Below are 20,099 nucleotides of genomic sequence, written 5' to 3'. Positions count from 1 at the left end.
GTCATGTACACGGGCGACATCGTGGACGCGCACCACCACATCTGGCGGACCCGGGACCTGCCCTGGTTGTCCGGCCCGATGGTGCCGCGCATCTTCGGGCCGTACGAGCCGATCAAACGCGACTACCTGATCGGCGAGTACCTGGCCGAGGCCACGGCCTCGGGCATCACCGAGTCGGTCTACGTACAGACGAACTGGCCGCTCGACCGGGTTGAGGACGAGGTGCGCTGGCTGCGCGACGTCCACCAGGAGACGGGCCGCCCGACGGCCGTCGTCTGCGCGGCCGACCTGTTCGACGACGACGCCCCGCACGTCATGCGGCGGCAGGCCGCGCTCACCCCGCTCGTCCGGGGGGTGCGGCAGCAACTGCACTGGCACGAGCGCCCGGAGTTCCGCTACGCCGACGCGCCCGACCGCATGCGCGACCCGGTCTTCCGCAAGAACCTCGGCGCGCTCGCCGACCTCGGCTGGCTGTTCGAGCTGCAAGTCTTCCCCGAGCAGATGGCGGACGCGGCCGAGCTGGCGGCGGCCTTCCCCGACGTCACGTTCGTCCTGGTGCACGCGGGCATGCTCATCGGCCCCGAGTACACCGAGCCGTGGCGGGCCGGGATGGCCGCGCTGGCCGAACGCCCGAACGTCGTCGTCAAGCTCACGGGACAGGGCACCTTCGTCCACCGGGTGGACGCCGAGCTCATCTCCTTCGTCGCCGGTGAGGTGATCGGCTGGTTCGGCGCCGGCCGGGCCATGTTCGGCACCAACTTCCCCGTCGAGAAGCTATGGACCACCATGCCGCACCTGGTGGACACGTGGAAGGGCGCGCTGGCACACCTGACGCCGGCCGATCAGCGCGCCGTCTTCGCCGGCAACGCACGACGTATCTACGGGCTGGGAGGCTGACATGGCACTGTTCGTTCTGACCTACGGCTACCACGACACTCCGTTGCGGGCGGAGCGGCGGGAGGATCATCTCGCGCATCTCAACAAGCTCTGGGAGCAGGGCAGCGTCGTCGCCGCGGGGCCCTTCACGGACCTGACGGCGGGGATGATCGTCTTGCGGGCGGAGGACGAGGTGGCGGCGCAGGCGCTCGTCGATCAGGATCCGTACACGCAGCTCCAGGTCACCAAGGATCGCGAGCTGCGGGAGTGGCGGGTCACGGTCGGCTCGCTCTGACTCCGGCCGAGGCCGACCGGAGCGCGGCCACTCCTCCGCGCACATGAGAGAAGCCGCCTCGGTCACGTCCGAGACGGCCTCAGTCGCGGGCCGGCGGCGCGGACGCCGCCGGCTCGCCGGTCACTTCGGGTCGAGCACGAACACCGGGATCAGCCTGTCGGTCTTCGTCTGGTATTCGGCATAGGACGGGTAGGCCGCGACCGCCCGCTCCCACCACCGCGCCCGCTCGTCCCCTTCGGCCTCGCGGGCCACGTACTCCTTCGTGACGGTCCCGTCCTGCAGCGGGAACTCGGGGTGTGCCTTGATGTTGTAGTACCAGGTGGGGTGCTCGGGAGCGCCCCCCTTGGACGCCACGACCGCGTAGCTGCCCTCGTGCTCCACCCGCATCACGGGGGTGTAGCGCAGCTTGCCGGTCTTCGCGCCACGCAGGGTCAGCAGCACGATCGGTGACCCGAGGACCTTGATGCCCTCGGTGGTGCCGGTCTCAAGGATCTTCCTCGTCTGGTCCTGCACCCAGTCGGTGGGGCTGAACTCCACGCTCTCGTCAGACATGTTCGCCAGCAACAAATCTTGTTCCGGCGGCATTCCTGCCCGCCTGAAGGGACGAGCGGGAGCCCATCGCGTCCAGCAGACCAGTGCCCCGCTGCCGCAGCAGGCGCACGGTGAGCGGCGGGACAGCGTACAGAACAGCGCAGGCCGGCACCATGCCGGACAGAACCGTCACCCACCCCGGCCCGCCGAGGACGAAGGGCAGGGCCGCAGCCACCAGAACCACAGGGAAGACCGTCATCTGCCCACCGGTCGGATCCCCCGCCTGCTGCCCCGGATAGACGCGATCGCGAGCGTCCGTCCCCACAGCGGGCATCACGACCGCGAGCAGAGGCGCGACCGCGCAGGCGGTGGCGGACGCCACGATGGCGCCTGCGACGGCGACCCCGCCCAGGGGCGAGCCGGTCACGGCCCACAGCACGGCCGCCAGCCCAACGGACGGCACGCCGAACAGCAGCCCCCATGCCACCATGCGCCCCCGCACGTCGGCCCTGAGCGCGCCAGGCGTGGTGAGAAGCTGCCACAGAGCCGTGCCGTCCAGGGCATACGTGTTGATCGCGACCATCGCCCCGAAAACCGCCCCCGCCGGCCCCGCCAAGGGCAGCGCCCAGCTCCAGCCGGAGGGCGCGACGATGAGCGCCATCAGCAGCGGCGTCAGCCAGGCGCTGCGCAGCTCCACCCCGCGTGCCGGGTCACGCAGCCAGGTGGCCAGTTCCCGCGCGGCGACCGCCGACACCTGCGGCCCGGCGAACGGCAACGGACGCCGTCGCACGACGGCCCGCCGGGGAGTCGCCCTGCGGGGCGGCCGGCGCAGGGCGCGGGCCGTCAGCGCGATCCAGCCCAGGTGCAGCAGCCCACCCGCGACCAGCAGCGCTACGACCTGACCGAAGACCGTGCCATCGCGGGCGCCGAGCGCAGCGGCGTACCCCCAGCCGGTGGGCAGGGCGGCGAGCAGCTCGATCACCGGTACGGGGAACCGCCCGAGCTCGGTGTCCAGCTCGCCGAGGCGCGGCAGCAGCCACGCGGCGATCGGCACCCATCCGGCGAACGACACCGCGAGCATGATGGCGGTCTGCACGGCGGCCATGGTCGTCCCGGCCCGGGTCTGCAACAGCCACGCCGCCAGCGCCGCCACCGTCTTGCCCGTCCAGATCAGCAGGTAGAGCTGCGCCACCACCGCTCCGGCGGCGATCACCGCCGCCGCGGGGCCGCCCGGTGCGGCCAGCACCACCAGCGACGACAGGCTCGCCAGCGTGATCAGCGGGCCGACGCCGGCCAGCTCCGTCCATGCCAGCGCCCGCGCCACCCGCCACGGCCGCAGCGGATAGCCGCGCAGCCACTCACGCGAGATGACCGACGGATCGTGGCGCGGCTGCGCCAGCGGCCCGAACACCCACATGCCGCCCCACACGGTGAGCGCCACCAGGACCCACCCCTGGTGGATCACGCCACGGGCGGCGAGCGCGGCGCCCGCGATCACCAGGGCGGCCAGGACCAGTCCGGTGACCAGGCTGAAGGCGCGCTCGTTGTGCGGGCCGTTGCGGAACAGCCGCAGCTTGAGCGCGAACAGGGTGCCCGTCACCGCAGCCACTCCAGCGGACGCACCGGGTCGGCCCCCACCAGCTCGATGAACCGCTCGTTGAGCGTGGAGCCCGCGGCCACGTCCGCCACCGGCCCTTCGACCAGCACCCGTCCTCCGGCCACCACCGCCACCCGGCGGCAGTTGCGTTCGACGAAGTCCATGATGTGGCTCGACAGGAGCACCGTGCCGCCGGCGTCGACGTACTGCTTGAGCACCTGCTCGATGGAGTGCGCCGAGACGGGGTCGATGGCTTCGAACGGCTCGTCCAGCACCAGGACGCGGGGCCGGTGCAGCAGCGCCAGCGCGAGGTTGATCTTCTTGCGCATGCCGGTGGAGTACTCCACGATCAGCGTGCGCGGCACCGCGTCCAGGCCGAGGATCTCCAGCAGGTCGTTCGCGCGTGCCTGCCAGCCCCTGTCCAGGCCGCGCAGCCCGGCGCTGTAGCGCAGGACCTCGGTGGCGGTCAGCCGCTCGGGCAGGGACATCCCGTCCATCATGATGCCGAGCTGGGCGAGGGCGGCCTCGCGATCGGTGCGCAGGTCGTGACCGGCGATCCTGATCGTCCCGGATGTGGGCTCCCGCAGCCCGCACACGGCCGTCAAGGTGGTGGTCTTGCCTGCTCCGTTCGGGCCGACGACGCCGTAGAACATTCCAGGCGGAACGCTCAGGCTGAGGCCGTCCACGGCGAGCACGGATCCGAAGCGCTGGGTGAGGTGCGTTACTTCGATGGCGGGGGCGGAGGGATCGGGCACGGCCTTCTCTTCATTTCACCGTAACGGCACGTGCCGTGCCGAACAATGGGACGCGGCCATTCTCGGCAGCCGGCGCTCCCCCTGTCAACACGGCACGTTCCGTACCGATAGAAGGCTCACGACGGTGTGGCCATCCAGTTCCCGTGGAAGCCCGCCGGGATGCGCACCGGTACGTGTACCTCGGCCAGCGGAGGCGCGGCCAGGTCGGCGGCGTCCAGAATGGCCAGGTAGCTCGTCCCGGCACCGCGATCGTGGGCGAACGTCATCAGATACCCCGCGTTCTCCCCTCCCCCGGCCCGGGCCACGAAGACGGCCTCGCCGCAGGTGTGACCGGCCGGCAGCCGATGCACCGCCCGTTCGCCGCCCTCTCCGGTGAGGTCGTAGGCGTAGATCTCCGACCGCTCCGGCTCGGCGTCCAGCGAGAAACTCGTCGTGTACCCGTACCGATGCGGAAGCCCGAGCACCGCGTCCGCCACCCTCGGGTACTCGCTGAACGCGTCGTCCAGCGCCTCCTCGGCGACCGCCCCCGACCGCAGATCCAGCCGCCACCGGTACACCACCGGCAGCCCGCCCTCCAGATCATCCGCGCCGCCGCGCCACAGACTGGGGACGCGGGTGCCGGTGACGGTGATCGTGTCGCCCCCGACGTCCTCGAAGGCGTTCATGGTGTGCCACACGTAGCACGGGGCGACCTCGAACCAGCGCACCTCCGCGTCCTCGCCGGCGCTGCGCGCCAGCACCCCGAACCGGGCGCGATGCGTCTCGTCCCAGCGCCACGGCGGCTCGCCCGCCGCGGCCTGCGCGGCGTCGAAGACGACCGGCAGATCCATGAAGATCACGTGATTGCGGGTGATGGCGAAGTCGTGCATCATCGTCGCCCGCGGCACGTCCACGACCCGCGTCTGCACCAGCTCGCCGGCGGCCGAGGCGCGATGGAAGGTCAGGTACGGCGGGCGCAGCTGATAGCCGAAGAACAGCAGCTCACCCGTGATCGGGCAGGTCTTCGGATGCGCGGTCATCGGGGTCCGCAGCGCTCCGTCGAAAGTGTGCGGGCCGACGGTGGCGAGGTCCGGCGTCACCTCGTACGGAAAGCCGCCCTCCTCCAGGGCGAACAGCCGGCCGGCGTGCGCGATCAGGTGCGTGTTGGCCGTGGTGACCCGGTAGTCGATGCGGCCGCTGTCCTGGTCGAAGGCGAGGGCGAAGCGGGAATGGCCGGGGTTTTCGTACAGCGGGGTGCGTACGTACCGGTTGCGGTACCAGCGCGCCCTGCCGCCGTCGAGCGCGATGGTGTGGATCATTCCGTCGCCCGCGAAGGAGTGCGGCGACCAGCCGGTACGCGGGTTGGGCCCGTTGCGGAAGAACTGGCCGCTGAGCTCGGGCGGGATCTCACCGACGATCTTGGACGGCTCCAGGGTCACCTCGTCGGCGACCGGCGCGTTGTTGCCCGCCAGGTGCAGCGGCACCGTTTCGGACATGGGGGAACTCCTGTCGGGAGGGGGTGGGGACGCCGACAACCGTGCAGGAAAAACTCCGCGAACAACAGACTTGTTCTTTCCGCCCGCCTCAGCCGACCGGCCCGCTGCGGCCCGGCCCGATGCTGACGGGGACCAAGAGGCGCATGGGCTCACCCAGCTCACCCGCAGCCGACGCGCCGCACCAGGCACCGGCCCATATGGGTCACGAGCTCCATGGGCCTGAGCATGCAGGGGGCACCCACGAAAGAGTGCTTACGAGACGGCAATTATAGGGACAAATAAGAAACAAGGAGACATAGCTGCAGATATCTAGAACGTCTGCTTACCCCAGCTCTAACCTAACAAAATGCGACTCATCACACTTTTCTGGTGAAAATCACTGACCATCCGCACTCTAGGAGAATCTCCGATTCCTCCCAGGGAAGGCCCCCTTTCCTCGTAGAGTTACGTCCCACCTTGGTCTAGTACACAGGGAAGGGTTATGTCGGATTCCTGTTTTCGGCAGTGCGGAAACCTGCCACCCGAACTTCGCGACTTCATCGGCCGAGCCAGGCTGCTCACCAACCTGGAAAAACGCCTCGACGAGTCGCGGCTGGTGACTCTGACCGGCCTCGCTGGAGTGGGCAAGTCACGCGCCGCACTGCGGCTGGCGCATGTGGTGCGCTCCCGATACCGGGACGGGGTGTGGCATGTCGACCTGGGCCGACTGCGGGACGCGGACATGATCAGGCACGCCATCGCCTCGGCATTGGGCCTGGCCGACCAGTCCATGCGGTCAGACCTGGAGGCTCTGGCGAGGTGGATGAGCAAGCGTCATGTACTGCTCGTCCTCGACACGTGTGAGCACCTGGTACGCGGCTGCGCCGAGGTGGTGCACGAGTTGCTGGAGGCGGCACCCAACCTGAAAGTGCTGGCCACCTCACGGCAGCCGCTTCACCTGCCCAACGAACACGTAGTGCTTGTGCCTCCGCTCAAGGTCCCGGGCGACGACCCGGCAGAGAGCCCATCCGCCAACGAATCCGTGCAGCTCTTCAATGCCCTGGCCAGCGTCGGCGTGCCCGATTTCGCACAGGACAACATTGCGACCGTGGTGGAGTTGTGCCGGCGACTCGACGGCATCCCGCTGGCCATCGAACTGGCGGCGATCCGGCTGCGAGAACTGCCGATCGAGCAGATGCCGGCCCTGATGGCCGACCGCTTCGACTTACTGGTCAACACAGCCAAGGTCGAGCCGGCGCGCCACCAGACGCTGCGCGCGGCGATCAGTTGGAGCCACGAACTGTGCGAGCCCGCCGAGCGGCTGCTGTGGGCGCGGCTGTCGGTGTTCGCCCGCGATTTCGAACTCGATGCGGCCGAAATCGTCTGCTCCGACCAAGGACTGCCGATGGAAACCGTCTCCAGCCTTCTGAGCGGACTGGTGGAGAAGTCGATCCTGCTCTACAGGAATGATCAGGAGAACGGGCGCTACAAGCTGGTCGACGCCCTGGCTGAGTATGGCGGGGAATGGCTCCACGAGCTCGGCCAGTCCGAGCAGCTCCGCCAACGCCACCTGGAGTACTACACGAGCCTGGCCCAGCGCAGTGAGGATGCCTGGTCAGGGCCACGCCAGATCTATTGGTTCGTCCGCATGCGTCAGGAATACCAGAACGTGCGCACGGCGCTCGAATACGCGCTGCGGTCGGCGGGAAGGAAGGCGCTGGCGCTACGGCTGCTGTCGTCGCTGTGGTTCATGTGGGTGTGCTGCGGGTTCGCCCGCGACGGACGGAAGTATCTTGAACAGGCGCTGGAGCCCGGCACGGAGCCGAGCAAGGAACGATGTAAGGCCTTGTGGGTCCTGTCCTACGTCTGTAGCGCACAGGGTGACAGCGAAGGGGCGCAGAACAGGGCCGAGACCTGCCTCGAAGAGGCGGCCAAGGTCGGCGACTCACGGGCAGCGATGCTCGCCTCCAAGATGCAGGGCACCGCGGCACTGCTTCAGGGTGATCTCAACAAGGCCGGCGCGCTGCTGGGCATGGCGCTCGAGTTCAACACCGACTGCAAGGAGCTCAACCCCGGCCTGCTACCCGCCGTCGTCGAGTCAGCGCTGGTACTGACGGCACAGGGCGAAGTTCAGGAAGCCGAGGCTTTACTACAGGACTGCCTGCAAATGTGCAGGGAGCGCGGCGAGCAGTGGGTCAGCTCCCACGCCCACTGGGCACTTGCGGGCGGCATGCTCGCGACCGGCCGCGTCGAGGACGCTCTGCTGAATGTCAGGAAGAGTCTTCGCATCAAGCGACTCTTCCACGACACGCTCGGAACCCTGCTGGCGTTGGAGACCTCAGTGCGGATCTTCGTGGAACTTGGACAGCTGCCGTTGGCCGTCCAACTCGTGGGGGCGTTGGAGCACAACTGGCATGCGGCCGGGGAGCCGCAGATGGGCGCGCCATGGGTAGCCGAGCATCACAAGACGTGTCAGCGGGACTGCCGGCGGCGACTGGGCGACTCGGCCTACAAGAACGCCTTCGAGGAGGGTGCGCGGCTCGACCTGGACCAGGCCTCCGCCCTCGCGCTCGGGGAGTGGAATATCCCGGAATCCACCGCACTGGAGATCAGGGTCACGGACGGCAGCGACGACGCCTTCGCCAAGGTAGAGGACGCTGTCGTACAAGTCGCGGGCGCCTTCGGATTCGATGTGCCGACCGCCCATCGATCTCACAACGAGCGCTACGTCATGAAGTTCCGGGCGGCGACAACAGGCAGGACGGCCGACGAGCAACTTGAGGAGATGGATCGCGCACTGCGTGACGAGACCCCGCGACGCGAAACGGCCCAGTTCCACGCGGTGGACGCCCTGATCACCGTTCTGGAGAAGGTGAACCGCGCGGTAGTAATGGTCGAGCAGACGCTCCTCGTCAAGGTGAACGGCCACATCGTGCCCAGGCGATTGTCCGTGGCCGAGCAGGCCTACCTGGACAACCACCGTCACCTCTTCAACAAACCAGCCGATCTGTTGCATGAGCTCGACCAACTGAAGGTCGACAGCACACCGGGCTCTCCCCGCCAGGTCAAGCGGAACGATCGCGAGATCATCGTGGAACATCTAGGGGAATCGGCGGCACAGGCCCTGGATGCCTGGGCCGCTACCGGGAGCTATGAGATAACAGTTAACCGTCCAGTCTGGGCGAAGAGTGGGTATACAGAGAGCCGCCTGCTGGCTCTCATCGTGAGAACCCCTCCCGACAGCGACCAGCGCACCAGCAAAGTGATCGCGAAAAGCTGTCCTCCTGGCCCTCCATCACGCGAACCCATGCAGCACCAGCGGGCGTGGAATGCCAGCCCGGGAGCATTCCGCAGGGAGCACCTGGTCGCGCTCAAGCCTCATTCCCCCGCCATCGGCGGTGCAGGAGGCTACGTGCTCCTGCAAGAGGTCGCCGGAGGCAGTTTCGCCACATTGTGGCAAATGGCAGAACTGGAGTCCCCTGGGGAAATCGTCGCCGCGTTCAACGCGGTGACGCACGGGCTGATCCGCAAGTGGAACAAGAAGCAGCCGGATCCCTATTCGCACATCGACTCAGGCGAATACCTGCGAAGTGAGTTGCGCGAGAAATTCGGGCCGCAGGGCAAGCTGCGCGCCTGGGCGCAGCAGAACGGGCTCCTGCGCCCGGACCGTCGCTGGATCATGTTCGCAGACGACAGCAACGCCCGACTGCTGCCCAATCCCCTCGCCATGGCCGCGGGAGATATCGTCGCCCAAGACCATGTCCAGCACCTGCGCGGGCTGACACATGGCGACCTGCATACAGGCAACGTCCTCCTGCAGCGCACGCGACAGGGAGAACTCCTGCCGCAACGATTCAGGTTGGTCGACCTGACCACCTTCGACAGCAGCGCTCCCTTGACCAGAGATCCGGCCATGCTCCTGCTCTCCATCGTCGCCAAACGCATACCGCCGGACGCAAGCGCTCAAGAGGAGCTGTTCGACCAGATCATACGAGGTGAGGGACGCCACGACCTCTTCGCTCCACTGATGCGGGTGATCCGCGACGCCGACGCCCAACTGATCACTGACGACTTCCGTGAGGACTGGATCAATCAGCTGCCCTTGTCGCTGCTGGCCACCGCGCTCCTTCACTGCACCTTCGGCAATCTCGACGAGCGGACATGCTGGTGGTTCTTCCGCTTGGCTGCACGGTGCGGGGCGGAATACCTCCACTCCACCGATTCGTGGCCGTCTTCCAACCCGAGGCCGTCCGTGCTCGGGCTCGGGGACATGGGAGGGTTTCGCATGCCGCCTCACCCGCAGGCGGGTTCGCCCGCCTCCATGCCGTCGGCGTAGTGCCACCTGCCATGGCGCGGCTCCGAACCCCGTAGTCGCGCCACAGCGGGCACCGTCAGGCGATCGGCTGCTGACTCAGCCCCAGATCGACGCCCTTCGGCTCCTTGACCACCGTGACGGCAGCCAGCGAGATCACGCACAGCACCATGATGTAGACGCCGACGGAGAACGCGGACCCCGTGCCCTGCACCAGCGCCGCAGCGATCGTGGGAGCGAACGCGCCGCCCAGGATGGCGCCGAGCGCGTACCCGATGGCCACTCCGGAGTAACGCACCGAGACGGGGAATATCTCGGCGTACATGGCCGACATGGGCCCGTACGACAGGCCCAGTCCAATGGTCAGCACGATGATCGCGACGGTGAAGAGCCAGATGTCGCGCGTCTCCATCAGCAGGAAGAGCGGGATCATCCAGACGAAGATGAGCCCATAGCCGATCTGGAAGGTGCGGACCCGGCCGATCCGGTCCGACAGCGCTCCGCCGTACAGGGTGAAGACCAGCCAGCCGACCGACCCGGCGACGGTGGCCAGCAGGACGGACGGCCGCGACAGGCCCAGTGCGGTGGTGCCGTAGCTGATGAAGTAGGCGATGAGCAGGTAACCGGCCGCGTTGTTGGCCACGAAGATGAGCGCGGTGAGGATCACGTTCTTGCTGTTGCCGCGGAACAGGTCGCGCAGCGGCGCGGAGGAGGTCTTGGCGCGCTGCTGCAGCTCCTGGAACACCGGGCTCTCATCCACGGCCCGCCGCACCAGGTAGCCGATGACGATCAGGGCCAGGGACAGCAGGAACGGCACCCGCCAGCCCCACGCCTGGAACTGCTCGGGGGTGGTCACCGTGCTCATGATCCACAGGACGCCGGTGGCCAGGATGAGCCCGATGGGCACGCCGATCTGCGGGAAGGCGCCCCACCAGCCGCGCCGCTCGCGGGGCGCGTGCTCGACCGACAGCAGGGCGGCGCCGCCCCATTCGCCGCCGGCGGAGAAGCCCTGGAGGATGCGCAGCAGGATGAGGGCGATGGGGGCGGCCACGCCGATCGTCTCGTAGGTGGGCAGCAGGCCGATGAGGGTGGTGGCCGCGCCCATCAGGAGCAGGGTCAGCACGAGCATGCGCTTGCGGCCCAGGCGGTCGCCGTACCGGCCGGCGATGATCGCGCCGAGCGGCCGGAACAGGAAGCTGATGCCGATCGTGGCCAGCGAGATGAGCGTGGCCAGGCCGGGGGCCTGCTCGTTCACGGGGGCCAGGAAGAGCGGGCCGAACACCAGGCCGGCGGCCTGGGCGTAGATGAAGAAGTCGTACCACTCGATGGTGGTGCCGGCCAGGGTGCCGGCCAGGACCTTGCGGTCGTCGCGCGTCATCGCGCGTGGTTCACTCGTCACGACGGGACTCCGTTCCTTACTTGGGGGGTCTGGTGGCTCGTTCGAGTGCCACCAGGGCGTGTTCGTACGGGTGGCCGCCGGCGTGCTGGAGGCCGATCTCGCAGGGGCGGTTGCCGCTCAGGTAGGCGTCGGCCGTGATCCCGGCGAGTTCGGCGGTCTCGGCGCGGGTGGCGCTCTCGGTCAGCTCGCGGTGCAGGAAGCCGCGGTCTCCGGCGAAGCCGCAGCAGGTGGCGGTGAGCGGTTCGACCACGTCCTCGGCGAGCGCGTCCGCCACGGCGCGCAGGTCGGCGGCGGTGCCGAGGTGGGTCATCGCGCAGGTCGGGTGCAGGACGGCGCGGGACAGGCGGCGGGTGACGGTGAGTTTGGGCAGCAGGTCGGTACGCGCCCAGGTGAGCGCGTCGAGCACGGTGAGCGCGGCGTGCCGGGCCCGGTCGCCGTCGTCGAGGACGGGCGGCGCCTCCCGCAGGATGCCGAGCGTGCAGGAGGCGGCGTCCACCACGACGGGCAGCCGGCCGCCGTCGGACCAGTCCCACAGGCGCCGCACGAGGTCGCCGGCGGCGTGGGCGTGCGCGGCCCGGTGGCCCTTGCTGTGCCAGACGGTGCCGCAGCAGGCGCCTGCCAGGTCGGGCGGCGTCCACAGCGCGATGCCCGCGCGGCCGGCGAGGGCGGGCAGGGCGGCCGTGACCGTGGTGGGGTCGGGCGCGCCGGGCGGCGCGCCGAAGATCCGGTTGACGCAGGACGGGACGTAGACGGCCGTCGTCCCCGCCGGCCGGTGTCCGCGCGCGGCGATCGCGGGGGCGGGGCCGGGGGTCGCGGGCAGCCATTCCGGTACGCGGTTCGCGCCGAGCACCTTCCTGGCCAGCAGGCTCACCGCCCGCACCGGCCGGTCGCCGGCCAGGTGGGCGAGCGTCCTGGCCAGCCGTAGCAGGACCCGGGCGAGGCGTTCGGCCGTGGCCCAGTTCCGCGCGACGGTCAGTGTGACGCGTCCGGCCGCGCCGCCGTGCCTGGCCTGCCGCAGCTCCTTCATCACGTGGCCGGTGTCGATGCCGACCGGGCACGCCGTCGCGCAGGACCCGTCGGCGGCGCAGGTGTCCACAGCCGCGTAACCGTAGGCGCTCTCCAGGCCGGCGTGCGAGCCGCGGCGGGCGATCTCGCGTTGCAGGACGATGCGCTGGCGCGGGGTGGTGGTCAGGTCGCGGCTCGGGCACACCGGCTCGCAGAAGCCGCATTCGATGCAGCCGTCGAGCAGGGGGTTCACGGCCGGGAGCGCCTTGAGGTGGCGCAGGTGGGCGCGGGGGTCGTCGGTGAACAGCACGCCGGCGCCGAGGATGCCGTGCGGGTCGAAGGCGCGTTTGACCCGGCGCATCAGCTCGGTCAGCCGCGGCCCCCACTCGCGTTTGAGGAAGGGCGCCATGTTGCGGCCGGTGCCGTGCTCGCCCTTCAGCGAGCCGTCGAAGCGATCCACGATCAGCGCGACGACGTCCTCCACGCATCGGGCGTACCGTTCGACGTCAGCCGGGTCGGCCGGGTCGAACACCATGGTGAAGTGCAGGTTCCCGGCTGAGGCGTGCCCGGCGACGGAGGCGTCGAACCGGTGGCAGGCGAGGATGTCGCGCAGCGCGACCGCCGCCTCGGCGACGCGTGCCGGTGGCACGCAGACGTCCTCGCCTAGCAGGATCGTGCCCGGTGGCCGGTTCGCGCCCAGGGCGGTGAGCAGTCCCTTGCGCACGGCCCAGAAGCCGCCCGCGGTCTTGGCGTCGCGGGTGAAGCCGCCGTTCAGTACGACGCCGTCGAGGATCTTCCGGGCCTCGTCCTCGAAGCGGTCCAGCTCGGCCTGGTCGCCGGCGCGGAACTCGACGAGCAGCCCCGCGTCGTCGCCGCCGAGCTCGCGCGTCCAGTCGGGGGCTCCGTCCATGGGACGGATGGCGCGCAGCGAGAGGTTGTCCAGCAGCTCCGCGGCCCGCGCGCCGAGGTCCATCAGCGCGGGGACGACCGACGCGGCGGCGGCCAGGTCGGCGAAGTGCAGGAAGGCGGTGCTCGCCCACCTCGGGCTGGGGACGGTGCGGAAGGTGATCTCCTCCAGGAAGCCCAGCGTGCCCTGGGAGCCGACGAGGAGGCCGCGCACGATCTGCGCCGGGGTGTCGCCGTCGAGGAAGGCGTCCAGCCGGTAACCGCTGGTGTTCTTGATCGCGAACTTGGTCCGGATCCGCGCGGTGAGCTCCGGGTCGGCGCGGATCTCGTCGCGGATCGCGAGCAGCCGGGCGACCAGCTCGGGCTCGGCTTCGGCGAGACGCCGGTCGGCGTCCGGGGCGGCGGTGTCGATCCGCGTTCCCGACGGCAGCACGACCCGCAGGGACTCGACCGTCCGGTAGGAGTTGGCGTGCACGCCGCAGGTCATGCCGCTGGCGTTGTTGGCCACCACGCCGCCGACGCACGCCGCCGCGGCGCTGGCCGGGTCGGGGCCGAGCATCCGCCCGTAGCGGGCCAGCCGGGCGTTCGCCCTGGCCAGCACCACCCCGGGCGCGCTGCGCAGGATCGCGCCCTCCTCCTCGACGGTCGCGTGGTCGAAGTGGCGGCGGACGTCGAGCAGGATGTCGTCGCCCTGTGCCTGGCCGTTGAGGCTGGTCCCGGCTGCGCGCAGGACGACCCGCCGCCCGTTGCGGGAGGCGTACCGGAAGACCGCGGCGACGTCGTCGCCGTCGCGGGCCAGCACCACGACCTTGGGCACCTGGTGGTAGGGGCTGGCGTCAGCGGAGTAGCGGATCAGGTCGGTGATCGAGGTCAGCACGTTCCCGGCGCCGACCGCCACGCGCAGCTCCTGCATCTGGCGATCCTTCCTTCCTGGTGGGGCGGCAAAACCGGAGTGGGACAACAGTGCGGGATGTCCGCATGTGAAACAATGTCTGATCCGACCCGGATATCCCGTTCGCGGTGTCGGATCGAACACCGACCTGGGGCATGACCATGGCCACACTGGGGACCCTGCTCGACGCGCTGCGTCCGGACGTCGTCCAGCTCGCGACCGGCGACGCGCAGCTCGCGGTGGCCGGCGTCGAACTCCTCGACGCCGGCGCACTCGAACCGGTCGCGCCGCAATGCCTGCTCCTCGCGCTCGGCCTGAACCTCTCCTCCCCCAGGGCCGTCCGCCAGGCGCTGCGGCTCGCGTCCGAGACGGGCGGGGCGCTGGCGGTCAAGTGCGCGAGCGGCCTGCCCGCCGACGTCGCCGAGCAGGCGCGGACGGCGGGCACCACGGTCGTGGCGGTCAATCCGGACATCCCGTGGAGCCGCCTCTACGGCCTGGTCTCCACGCTGCTGGCCACCCAACCGGCCACCGGCGAGCCCGCCTCCGGCCCCGCGGGCGGCGACCTGTTCTCCCTGGCCAACTCGGTCGCCGCGATCTGCGGCGGCGCGGTGGCGATCATGGACACCAACCAGACGATCGTCGCCTACTCCAACCTGCCGGGCCAGCCGATCGACGAGACGCGGCGGGTGGGCATCCTCTCCCGGCAGGTCCCCGACCACGCGCTGCCCCACCACCTGACCGACGAGCTGTGGCGCAGCGACTCCGTCAAGCTGATCCGCCGCGACGGCTACGACCCGCGGCTCGCCGTCGTGATCCGCGCCGGGGACACGGCTCTCGGCTCGCTGTGGGCGACCTTCCCCGACGAGGACGCGATCACCGACAGCGAGGCCGTGCTCGCCACCGCGGCCAAGCTCGCCGCGCTGCACCTGCTCACCATCCGCCGGCACCTGGACGCCGACCAGGAGAGCCGCAACGCCGCCCTTCAGACGGCGCTGCGACATCCGGGCCACGCCGACCGCGCGCTCCCCCTGCCGGCGAGCCTCCTCTGCCTCGCCGAGACCGCGAACCCCGACCACCGCCCCGACCACCGTACGGACCACCGCCCCGACCACCGGGCCGGCCTGCTGCGCGCCCTCGGACTGCTCGAACTCGACGCCCGTTCCCTGGGCCACGAGCCGACCGTCAGCCTGGTCAAGGACCGAATGTACGTGCTGCTCGAAGCCGCGCCCCGCGGCTCGGTCACCGTCGCCACCCTGGCCACCCACTTCCACCAGCGGGCGACCAGGCTGCTGCACACGAACCTGCTGATCGTCCGCAGCGAGCCCGTCGAGGACCCCGACGGGCTCCGCCAGGCCCGCGACGACCTCGACCGCGCCATCAGCCACCTGCGGGACACGGGCGCCCGCCCGGGCAGCTACGCGGCGCGGGACCTGCACGCCGAGATCGTCCAGCAACGGCTGTTCGACGCCGTGCGCGGCGATCCGATGTTGCGGACGGGCTTCGGCGGCGTCATCGACGCCTACGACGTCAGGCACGGCACCGCCTACCGGGCGACGCTGCTGTCCTATCTGCGTAACTTCGGGGACGTCCGGGCCGCCGGCGCGGAGCTGACGCTGCACGAGAACACCGTCCGCAAGCGGATCAGGCGCGCGCAGGAGCTGTTCGGCGTCGCGCTGGACAACCCGACGCACCGCTTGCTGCTGGAGCTGGAGCTCGGGGCCGTGACGCCGGGCGCCACCTGCGGGGACGACGCGCCCGTCTGACCCGCCAGCCGTCACAGCCGGATCAGATCGGCGACCTCCTCGGGCAGGCCGGGTGACGTCATGACGTGACCCATCCCGGGCACGACGTGCAACTCCGCGCCCGGGATCGCGGCCGCCAGCGCCTCGCCGTGACCGAGCGGGTAGACCGGATCCTGGTCGCCGTGCACGATCGAGGCCGGCGCGGTGATCGACGACAGCGGGGCGAGCAGGCCGGGGTCCTCCAGCCACACGGCCCGGTGGTGGTTGGCCGCCGCCGCCGGGTCGGCGGCCCGCGACAGCGCCAGCTCCAGCATGGCCCGGGCGGCGGGCTCGTCGAACGGCCGGACCGGGCCGTTGAAGATCCGGAACAGGGCCACGTCGGACTCCACCCCCGGCGGCAGCCCGGCGGCCAGGTGGGCGAGGAACTCCGGCGACGGCGGCGGCAGATCGTCCGGGTCGGCCGGTTCCCCGGCCCGCGCCCGTTCCCACACGGGACGCGGATCGTGGCCCATCGGCGAGCTGGACATCACGGTCAGGGACCGGACCCGGTCCGGCGCGTGCACCGCCAGCCACTGCGCGAGCATGCCGCCCAGGGACGTCCCGGCCACGTGAGCGGATTCCAGCCCATGGCCGTCCAGCACAGCAAGGCAGTCGCGGGCCATGTCCCCGATCGTGTACGGATGCGCGTCGAAGTCGACGACGCTGGACCGGCCGGTGTCCCGATGGTCGAACCGGATCACCTGCACCCCGCGCTCGACGAGCCGGCCGACCAGCGCGTCAGGGCAACTGACGCCCTGAGCGGCCGACCCCATGATCATCAGCACCGCGGGAAGCCCGGGATCCCCGGCCCGCTCGGTCCAGATCCGCAGCGGCCCCGAGGCCACGAGTCGCACGTCCGACATGGCAGCACGCTAGCGCCTGCCCGCCCCCCTTTTATCGACGACGCCATAGCGACGTCACGCCTCTGGTTGTAATGACGCCATATTGATGTCATCATGACGTCATGGACCTTGCGCCGTATGTGGACCACCTCCGCCGCGAGCTGGCGATCGCGGCAGGAGCCGGCGGCGAGGAAGCTCGTGCGCTGGCCGAGCGTCTCGCCTCGACGCTCGAATCAGCCACCAGGCTCGCGCTGCTGGAAGCCCTGTCCGCCGCCGCCGACGAGATCACCCACGACCTCAGCCCCGGCTCCGTCGAGGTGCGCCTGCGCGGCCGCGACCCCGGCTTCGTCGTGACGCCACCGCCAGCCATCCGGCCACTGGAGGGCAGCGACGCCGACAGGCCGCCCGCCCCGCCGCCTCCCCTGCCCCCGGACGCCGAGGAGGGCGGCACGTCCCGGATCTCGCTCCGGGTTCCCGAGCACCTCAAGCCCCGCATCGAGGACGCGGCCGCCCGTGACGGGCTGTCGGTCAACGCCTGGCTGGTGCGGGCCGTCTCCGCCGCGCTCGACCCCGGCGCCGCCGGCAACCGTTCCGGCCGGCGCCCCGCTCAGCGGTCCGGCAACCGCTACAGCGGCTGGGTGCGCTGATGACCACGACAACCCACCACGAGGGGATCGGTATGCCGGCCTTCGACACCGCTGAGCCCATCGCCGCCGTCATCGACACGGCGGCCGCCAACATCCGCATCTCCGCGAGCGACCGCGCCGACACCGTCGTCGAGGTCCGCCCGAGTGACGCCCGCAACGACGCCGACGTGCAGGCGTCCGAGCAGACCCACGTCGACTACGCCAACGGCAGGCTCCTGGTGCGGAGCGACAAGGAGCCCACCGGCTGGGGCTCCGACTGGGGGCTGTCGCTCGGCAAGCTCGTCGAGTCGCCCGCCGACTGGGCGCGCTCGCTGGTGCTCGGCCCCGGCTCGATCGACGTGACGATCGAGCTGCCGGCCGGCTCCCGCCTCGACGTCAGGACGGCGGGGAGCGTCGTGTGCCGGGGGCCGGTCGGCGAGGTGTCGCTGTCCACCTCCCACGGCGATCTCCAGGTCGAGCGCGCCGGCCGGTCGCGCCTGCGGAGCACGTACGGCGACATCCACGTCACCCACGCCTGCGGGCACACGGAGGTCACCAACAGCCACGGCGGCATCGACATCGGCCGGATCGACGGCACCGCCGCCGTCAAGAACTCCCACGGCGACGTCCGCCTGGGCACGGTGACGGGCGACCTGCGGCTCAACAGCGCCCACGGCGACGTCACCGTCGACCTGGCGCTGGCCGGCGTCAGGGCCGTGACCTCGTACGCCGACGTGCGGATCGGCGAGGCGGCCTCCGGCTCGATCGTCATGGAGACCACCGGCGGCGGCCTCGACCTGGGCATCCGCAGGGGCACCGCCGCCTGGCTGGACGTCAGCTCCAGGTACGGCACCGTGGACGTCTCCCTCGACCCCAGCGACGCCCCCGCGGAGTCGGATCCGGTCGTCGAGGTGCGGGCCCACACCGACTACGGCGACATCGTCATCCACCATTCCTGAGGAGAGACCCGTGACCGACGCGATCGTGGCCGAGGGCCTGGTCAAGAAGTACGGCGAGCTGACCGCCCTCGACGGGATGGAGCTGGCCGTCCCCGAGGGCACCGTGTTCGGGCTGCTCGGCCCGAACGGCGCAGGCAAGACCACCACCGTGCGGATCCTGACGACGTTACTGAGCCCGGACGCCGGGCACGCCCGGGTGGCGGGGTTCGACGTCGTCCGCGACGCCGCCAGGCTGCGCGCCCGCATCGGCGCCTCCGGCCAGTACGCCGCCGTGGACGACCACCTCACCGGCGCCGAGAACCTGGAGATGGTCGGCCGCCTCTACCATCTGGGCGTCAAGCGCAGCCGGCAGCGCGCCCGCGAGCTGCTGGAACGCTTCGACCTCGGCGAGGCCGCCGACCGTCCGGTGCAGGGCTATTCGGGCGGCATGCGGCGGCGGCTCGACCTGGCCGGCGCGCTGGTCGCCGACCCGCCGGTGCTGTTCCTCGACGAGCCCACCACCGGCCTGGACCCGCGGGCCAGGGCGAGCCTGTGGGAGGTCATCGGTGAGCTGGTGGGCGGCGGCACCACAGTGCTGCTCACCACCCAGTACATGGAGGAGGCCGACCGGCTCGCGCACCGCATCGCGGTGGTGGACCACGGGCGGGTGATCGCCCTCGGCACCGCCGACCAGCTCAAGGACCAGGTCGGCGGCGACCGCATCGAGCTGTCGGTGACGAGCGCCGCCGACCTGCGCGCCGCCGCGCGGACGCTGATGCCGCTGGCCGTCGGCGACCCGCAGATCGACGCCACCGCCCTGCGGCTGACGATCCCGGTCGCGGGCGGCGCCGCCGCGCTGACCAGCGCCCTCGGGCACCTGGCCGCCGAGCGGGTCACCGTGCGCGACGCCGGCCTGCGCCGGCCCACCCTCGATGACGTCTTCCTCAGCCTCACGGGACACCAGGCCGAGCAGAAGGTGAAGGAGAACGCCTGATGGACGCCCTGCGGATCGCCGTCGCCGACGGCATGACGATCACCAAGCGCAACGCGTTGAAGATCCGGCGCGCCCCCGACCTGCTGGGCGGCGCGGTCATGCTCCCTGTCGTGTTCGTGCTGCTGTTCACCTACGTCTTCGGCAGCATGATCGAGCTGCCCGGCATGTCGTACGGCGAGTACCTGCTCCCGGGCATCTTCGTCATGACGATCGTCAGCAGCGGTCAGATCACCGGCTACACCCTGACGCAGGACCTGCAGAAGGGCGTCTTCGACCGCTTCCGCACCCTGCCGATGTCCCCGTCGGCCGTGCTGACCGGCCAGACCGCCGCCGATCTGATCATGAACGTGACCAGCATCGTCACCATGGCGCTCGTCGGGCTGCTGGTGGGCTGGCGCATCCACAGCTCGCCGCTGGAGGGCGCGCTCGGGTTCCTGATGCTGCTGCTGTTCGCGTACGCGTTCTCCTGGGTGACGGCGACCGTCGCGCTGTCCCTGCGCACCCCCGAGGTCTTCAACAACGTGGCGACCCTGGTGTCGTTCCCCCTGATCTTCCTGTCCAACGCCTTCGTCGACAGCACCCGCCTGCCCGCCCCGCTGCAGGTGGTCGCCGAGTGGAACCCGGTCTCCACGCTCGTCCAGGCCGCGCGCGAGCTCTTCGGCAACACCAGCCCGGCCATGCCGGCGCCTGCCGCCTGGCCGCTCCAGCACGCGGTGCCGGTCTCGCTGCTGTGGTCGGTCCTGCTGCTGCTCGTCTTCGCCCCGCTGGCCACGCGGCTCTACAAGAGAGCCGTCAGCCGGTGACCCGCGTCAGCGACCTCGACCGCGACAGGGCGGTGGAGCTCGTCCAGCAGGCGTACGCCGACGGCCGCCCTCATCGGGGGGAGTGACATAGGC

16 protein-coding genes are annotated in these 20,099 nt (G+C 70.5%); 9 read left to right on the top strand and 7 right to left on the bottom strand.

Translation table 11 applies throughout. From position 1 onward, the window contains the following. Nucleotides 1–3 precede the first annotated feature (3 nt). Together FXF51_RS10620 and FXF51_RS10615 are read left to right on the top strand one after the other, a co-directional pair. A complete protein-coding gene (locus tag FXF51_RS10620; RefSeq protein WP_148434090.1) occupies nt 4–897 on the top strand; it encodes an amidohydrolase family protein in 894 nt (297 codons plus the stop codon). A gap of 1 nt (nt 898) precedes the next feature. Continuing rightward, nucleotides 899–1,171 carry a YciI family protein gene (locus FXF51_RS10615; protein ID WP_148434089.1) on the top strand — a complete coding sequence of 91 codons (273 nt, stop codon included), beginning with the start codon at nt 899–901 and terminating at the stop codon, nt 1,169–1,171. 120 nt (nt 1,172–1,291) lie between these two features. Here FXF51_RS10615 and FXF51_RS10610 read toward each other — a convergent pair whose 3' ends face one another. The 4 genes from FXF51_RS10610 to FXF51_RS10595 all read right to left on the bottom strand — a co-directional run bounded on the left by FXF51_RS10610 (nt 1,292) and on the right by FXF51_RS10595 (nt 5,529). After that, nucleotides 1,292–1,723, bottom strand: coding sequence for a nitroreductase family deazaflavin-dependent oxidoreductase (locus FXF51_RS10610; RefSeq protein WP_148434088.1), 432 nt, complete (start codon nt 1,721–1,723; stop codon nt 1,292–1,294). After that, nucleotides 1,716–3,302: a hypothetical protein gene (locus tag FXF51_RS10605; RefSeq protein ID WP_148434087.1), complete on the bottom strand. Its 1,587-nt coding sequence runs from the start codon at nt 3,300–3,302 to the stop codon at nt 1,716–1,718. Before FXF51_RS10605 ends, FXF51_RS10610 begins: the two co-directional genes overlap by 8 nt. Next, nucleotides 3,299–4,054 carry an ABC transporter ATP-binding protein gene (locus tag FXF51_RS10600; protein WP_148434086.1) on the bottom strand — a complete coding sequence of 252 codons (756 nt, stop codon included), beginning with the start codon at nt 4,052–4,054 and terminating at the stop codon, nt 3,299–3,301. Before FXF51_RS10600 ends, FXF51_RS10605 begins: the two co-directional genes overlap by 4 nt. Before the next feature lie 116 nt (nt 4,055–4,170). Next, nucleotides 4,171–5,529: a carotenoid oxygenase family protein gene (locus FXF51_RS10595; protein WP_148434085.1), complete on the bottom strand. Its 1,359-nt coding sequence runs from the start codon at nt 5,527–5,529 to the stop codon at nt 4,171–4,173. A 481-nt stretch (nt 5,530–6,010) separates the two neighbouring features. Here FXF51_RS10595 and FXF51_RS10590 point away from each other — a divergent pair, with 481 nt between their 5' ends. Then, nucleotides 6,011–9,844 carry an ATP-binding protein gene (locus tag FXF51_RS10590; protein WP_148434084.1) on the top strand — a complete coding sequence of 1,278 codons (3,834 nt, stop codon included), beginning with the start codon at nt 6,011–6,013 and terminating at the stop codon, nt 9,842–9,844. 55 nt (nt 9,845–9,899) lie between these two features. Here FXF51_RS10590 and FXF51_RS10585 read toward each other — a convergent pair whose 3' ends face one another. Together FXF51_RS10585 and FXF51_RS10580 are read right to left on the bottom strand one after the other, a co-directional pair. After that, nucleotides 9,900–11,198 (bottom strand): MFS transporter, encoded by a 1,299-nt coding sequence (locus FXF51_RS10585; RefSeq protein ID WP_148434167.1) that lies wholly within the window; start codon nt 11,196–11,198, stop codon nt 9,900–9,902. A gap of 37 nt (nt 11,199–11,235) precedes the next feature. Next, complete coding sequence (locus tag FXF51_RS10580) at nt 11,236–14,043, bottom strand: FAD-binding and (Fe-S)-binding domain-containing protein (protein WP_222871230.1); 2,808 nt, start codon at nt 14,041–14,043, stop codon at nt 11,236–11,238. 140 nt (nt 14,044–14,183) lie between these two features. Here FXF51_RS10580 and FXF51_RS10575 point away from each other — a divergent pair, with 140 nt between their 5' ends. Then, nucleotides 14,184–15,785 (top strand): helix-turn-helix domain-containing protein, encoded by a 1,602-nt coding sequence (locus FXF51_RS10575; protein ID WP_222871229.1) that lies wholly within the window; start codon nt 14,184–14,186, stop codon nt 15,783–15,785. An 11-nt stretch (nt 15,786–15,796) separates the two neighbouring features. Here FXF51_RS10575 and FXF51_RS10570 read toward each other — a convergent pair whose 3' ends face one another. Further along, complete coding sequence (locus FXF51_RS10570) at nt 15,797–16,666, bottom strand: alpha/beta fold hydrolase (protein ID WP_148434081.1); 870 nt, start codon at nt 16,664–16,666, stop codon at nt 15,797–15,799. Nucleotides 16,667–16,767: 101 nt separating this feature from the next. Between FXF51_RS10570 and FXF51_RS10565 the strand changes: the two genes are divergently transcribed. From FXF51_RS10565 to FXF51_RS10545, 5 genes are read left to right on the top strand one after another with little or no spacing between them, the layout of a single operon-like run. Next, nucleotides 16,768–17,292 carry a hypothetical protein gene (locus tag FXF51_RS10565; protein ID WP_148434080.1) on the top strand — a complete coding sequence of 175 codons (525 nt, stop codon included), beginning with the start codon at nt 16,768–16,770 and terminating at the stop codon, nt 17,290–17,292. Beyond that, nucleotides 17,292–18,230, top strand: a complete 939-nt coding sequence (locus tag FXF51_RS10560) for a DUF4097 family beta strand repeat-containing protein (protein ID WP_222871228.1) — start codon at nt 17,292–17,294, stop codon at nt 18,228–18,230. Before FXF51_RS10565 ends, FXF51_RS10560 begins: the two co-directional genes overlap by 1 nt. 10 nt (nt 18,231–18,240) lie before the next feature. Beyond that, nucleotides 18,241–19,203 (top strand): ATP-binding cassette domain-containing protein, encoded by a 963-nt coding sequence (locus FXF51_RS10555; RefSeq protein ID WP_148434079.1) that lies wholly within the window; start codon nt 18,241–18,243, stop codon nt 19,201–19,203. Continuing rightward, nucleotides 19,203–20,006 carry an ABC transporter permease gene (locus FXF51_RS10550; RefSeq protein ID WP_148434078.1) on the top strand — a complete coding sequence of 268 codons (804 nt, stop codon included), beginning with the start codon at nt 19,203–19,205 and terminating at the stop codon, nt 20,004–20,006. The genes FXF51_RS10555 and FXF51_RS10550 overlap by 1 nt, the downstream gene beginning before the upstream one ends. Beyond that, nucleotides 20,003–20,092 carry a DUF1707 domain-containing protein gene (locus tag FXF51_RS10545; protein ID WP_148434077.1) on the top strand — a complete coding sequence of 30 codons (90 nt, stop codon included), beginning with the start codon at nt 20,003–20,005 and terminating at the stop codon, nt 20,090–20,092. The genes FXF51_RS10550 and FXF51_RS10545 overlap by 4 nt, the downstream gene beginning before the upstream one ends. Nucleotides 20,093–20,099 lie beyond the last annotated feature (7 nt).

The organism is Nonomuraea sp. PA05 (genome assembly GCF_008086045.1).
Taxonomy (GTDB): Bacteria; Actinomycetota; Actinomycetes; order Streptosporangiales; family Streptosporangiaceae; genus Nonomuraea; species Nonomuraea monospora.
Note: the sequence above shows the minus strand (reverse complement) of the source record. Positions and strands in the feature narration are given on the sequence as shown.

Excerpts from the sequence above, each read along its gene's own strand:
- FXF51_RS10620 (WP_148434090.1), top strand. The coding sequence starts at position 4 with ATGTACACGGGCGACATCGTGGACGCGCACCACCACATCTGGCGGACC.
- FXF51_RS10615 (WP_148434089.1), top strand. The coding sequence starts at position 899 with ATGGCACTGTTCGTTCTGACCTACGGCTACCACGACACTCCGTTGCGG.
- FXF51_RS10610 (WP_148434088.1), bottom strand. The coding sequence starts at position 1,723 with ATGTCTGACGAGAGCGTGGAGTTCAGCCCCACCGACTGGGTGCAGGAC.
- FXF51_RS10595 (WP_148434085.1), bottom strand. The coding sequence starts at position 5,529 with ATGTCCGAAACGGTGCCGCTGCACCTGGCGGGCAACAACGCGCCGGTC.
- FXF51_RS10590 (WP_148434084.1), top strand. The coding sequence starts at position 6,011 with ATGTCGGATTCCTGTTTTCGGCAGTGCGGAAACCTGCCACCCGAACTT.
- FXF51_RS10585 (WP_148434167.1), bottom strand. The coding sequence starts at position 11,198 with ATGACGCGCGACGACCGCAAGGTCCTGGCCGGCACCCTGGCCGGCACC.
- FXF51_RS10580 (WP_222871230.1), bottom strand. The coding sequence starts at position 14,043 with ATGCAGGAGCTGCGCGTGGCGGTCGGCGCCGGGAACGTGCTGACCTCG.
- FXF51_RS10575 (WP_222871229.1), top strand. The coding sequence starts at position 14,184 with ATGGCCACACTGGGGACCCTGCTCGACGCGCTGCGTCCGGACGTCGTC.
- FXF51_RS10570 (WP_148434081.1), bottom strand. The coding sequence starts at position 16,666 with ATGTCGGACGTGCGACTCGTGGCCTCGGGGCCGCTGCGGATCTGGACC.
- FXF51_RS10565 (WP_148434080.1), top strand. The coding sequence starts at position 16,768 with ATGGACCTTGCGCCGTATGTGGACCACCTCCGCCGCGAGCTGGCGATC.
- FXF51_RS10560 (WP_222871228.1), top strand. The coding sequence starts at position 17,292 with ATGACCACGACAACCCACCACGAGGGGATCGGTATGCCGGCCTTCGAC.
- FXF51_RS10550 (WP_148434078.1), top strand. The coding sequence starts at position 19,203 with ATGGACGCCCTGCGGATCGCCGTCGCCGACGGCATGACGATCACCAAG.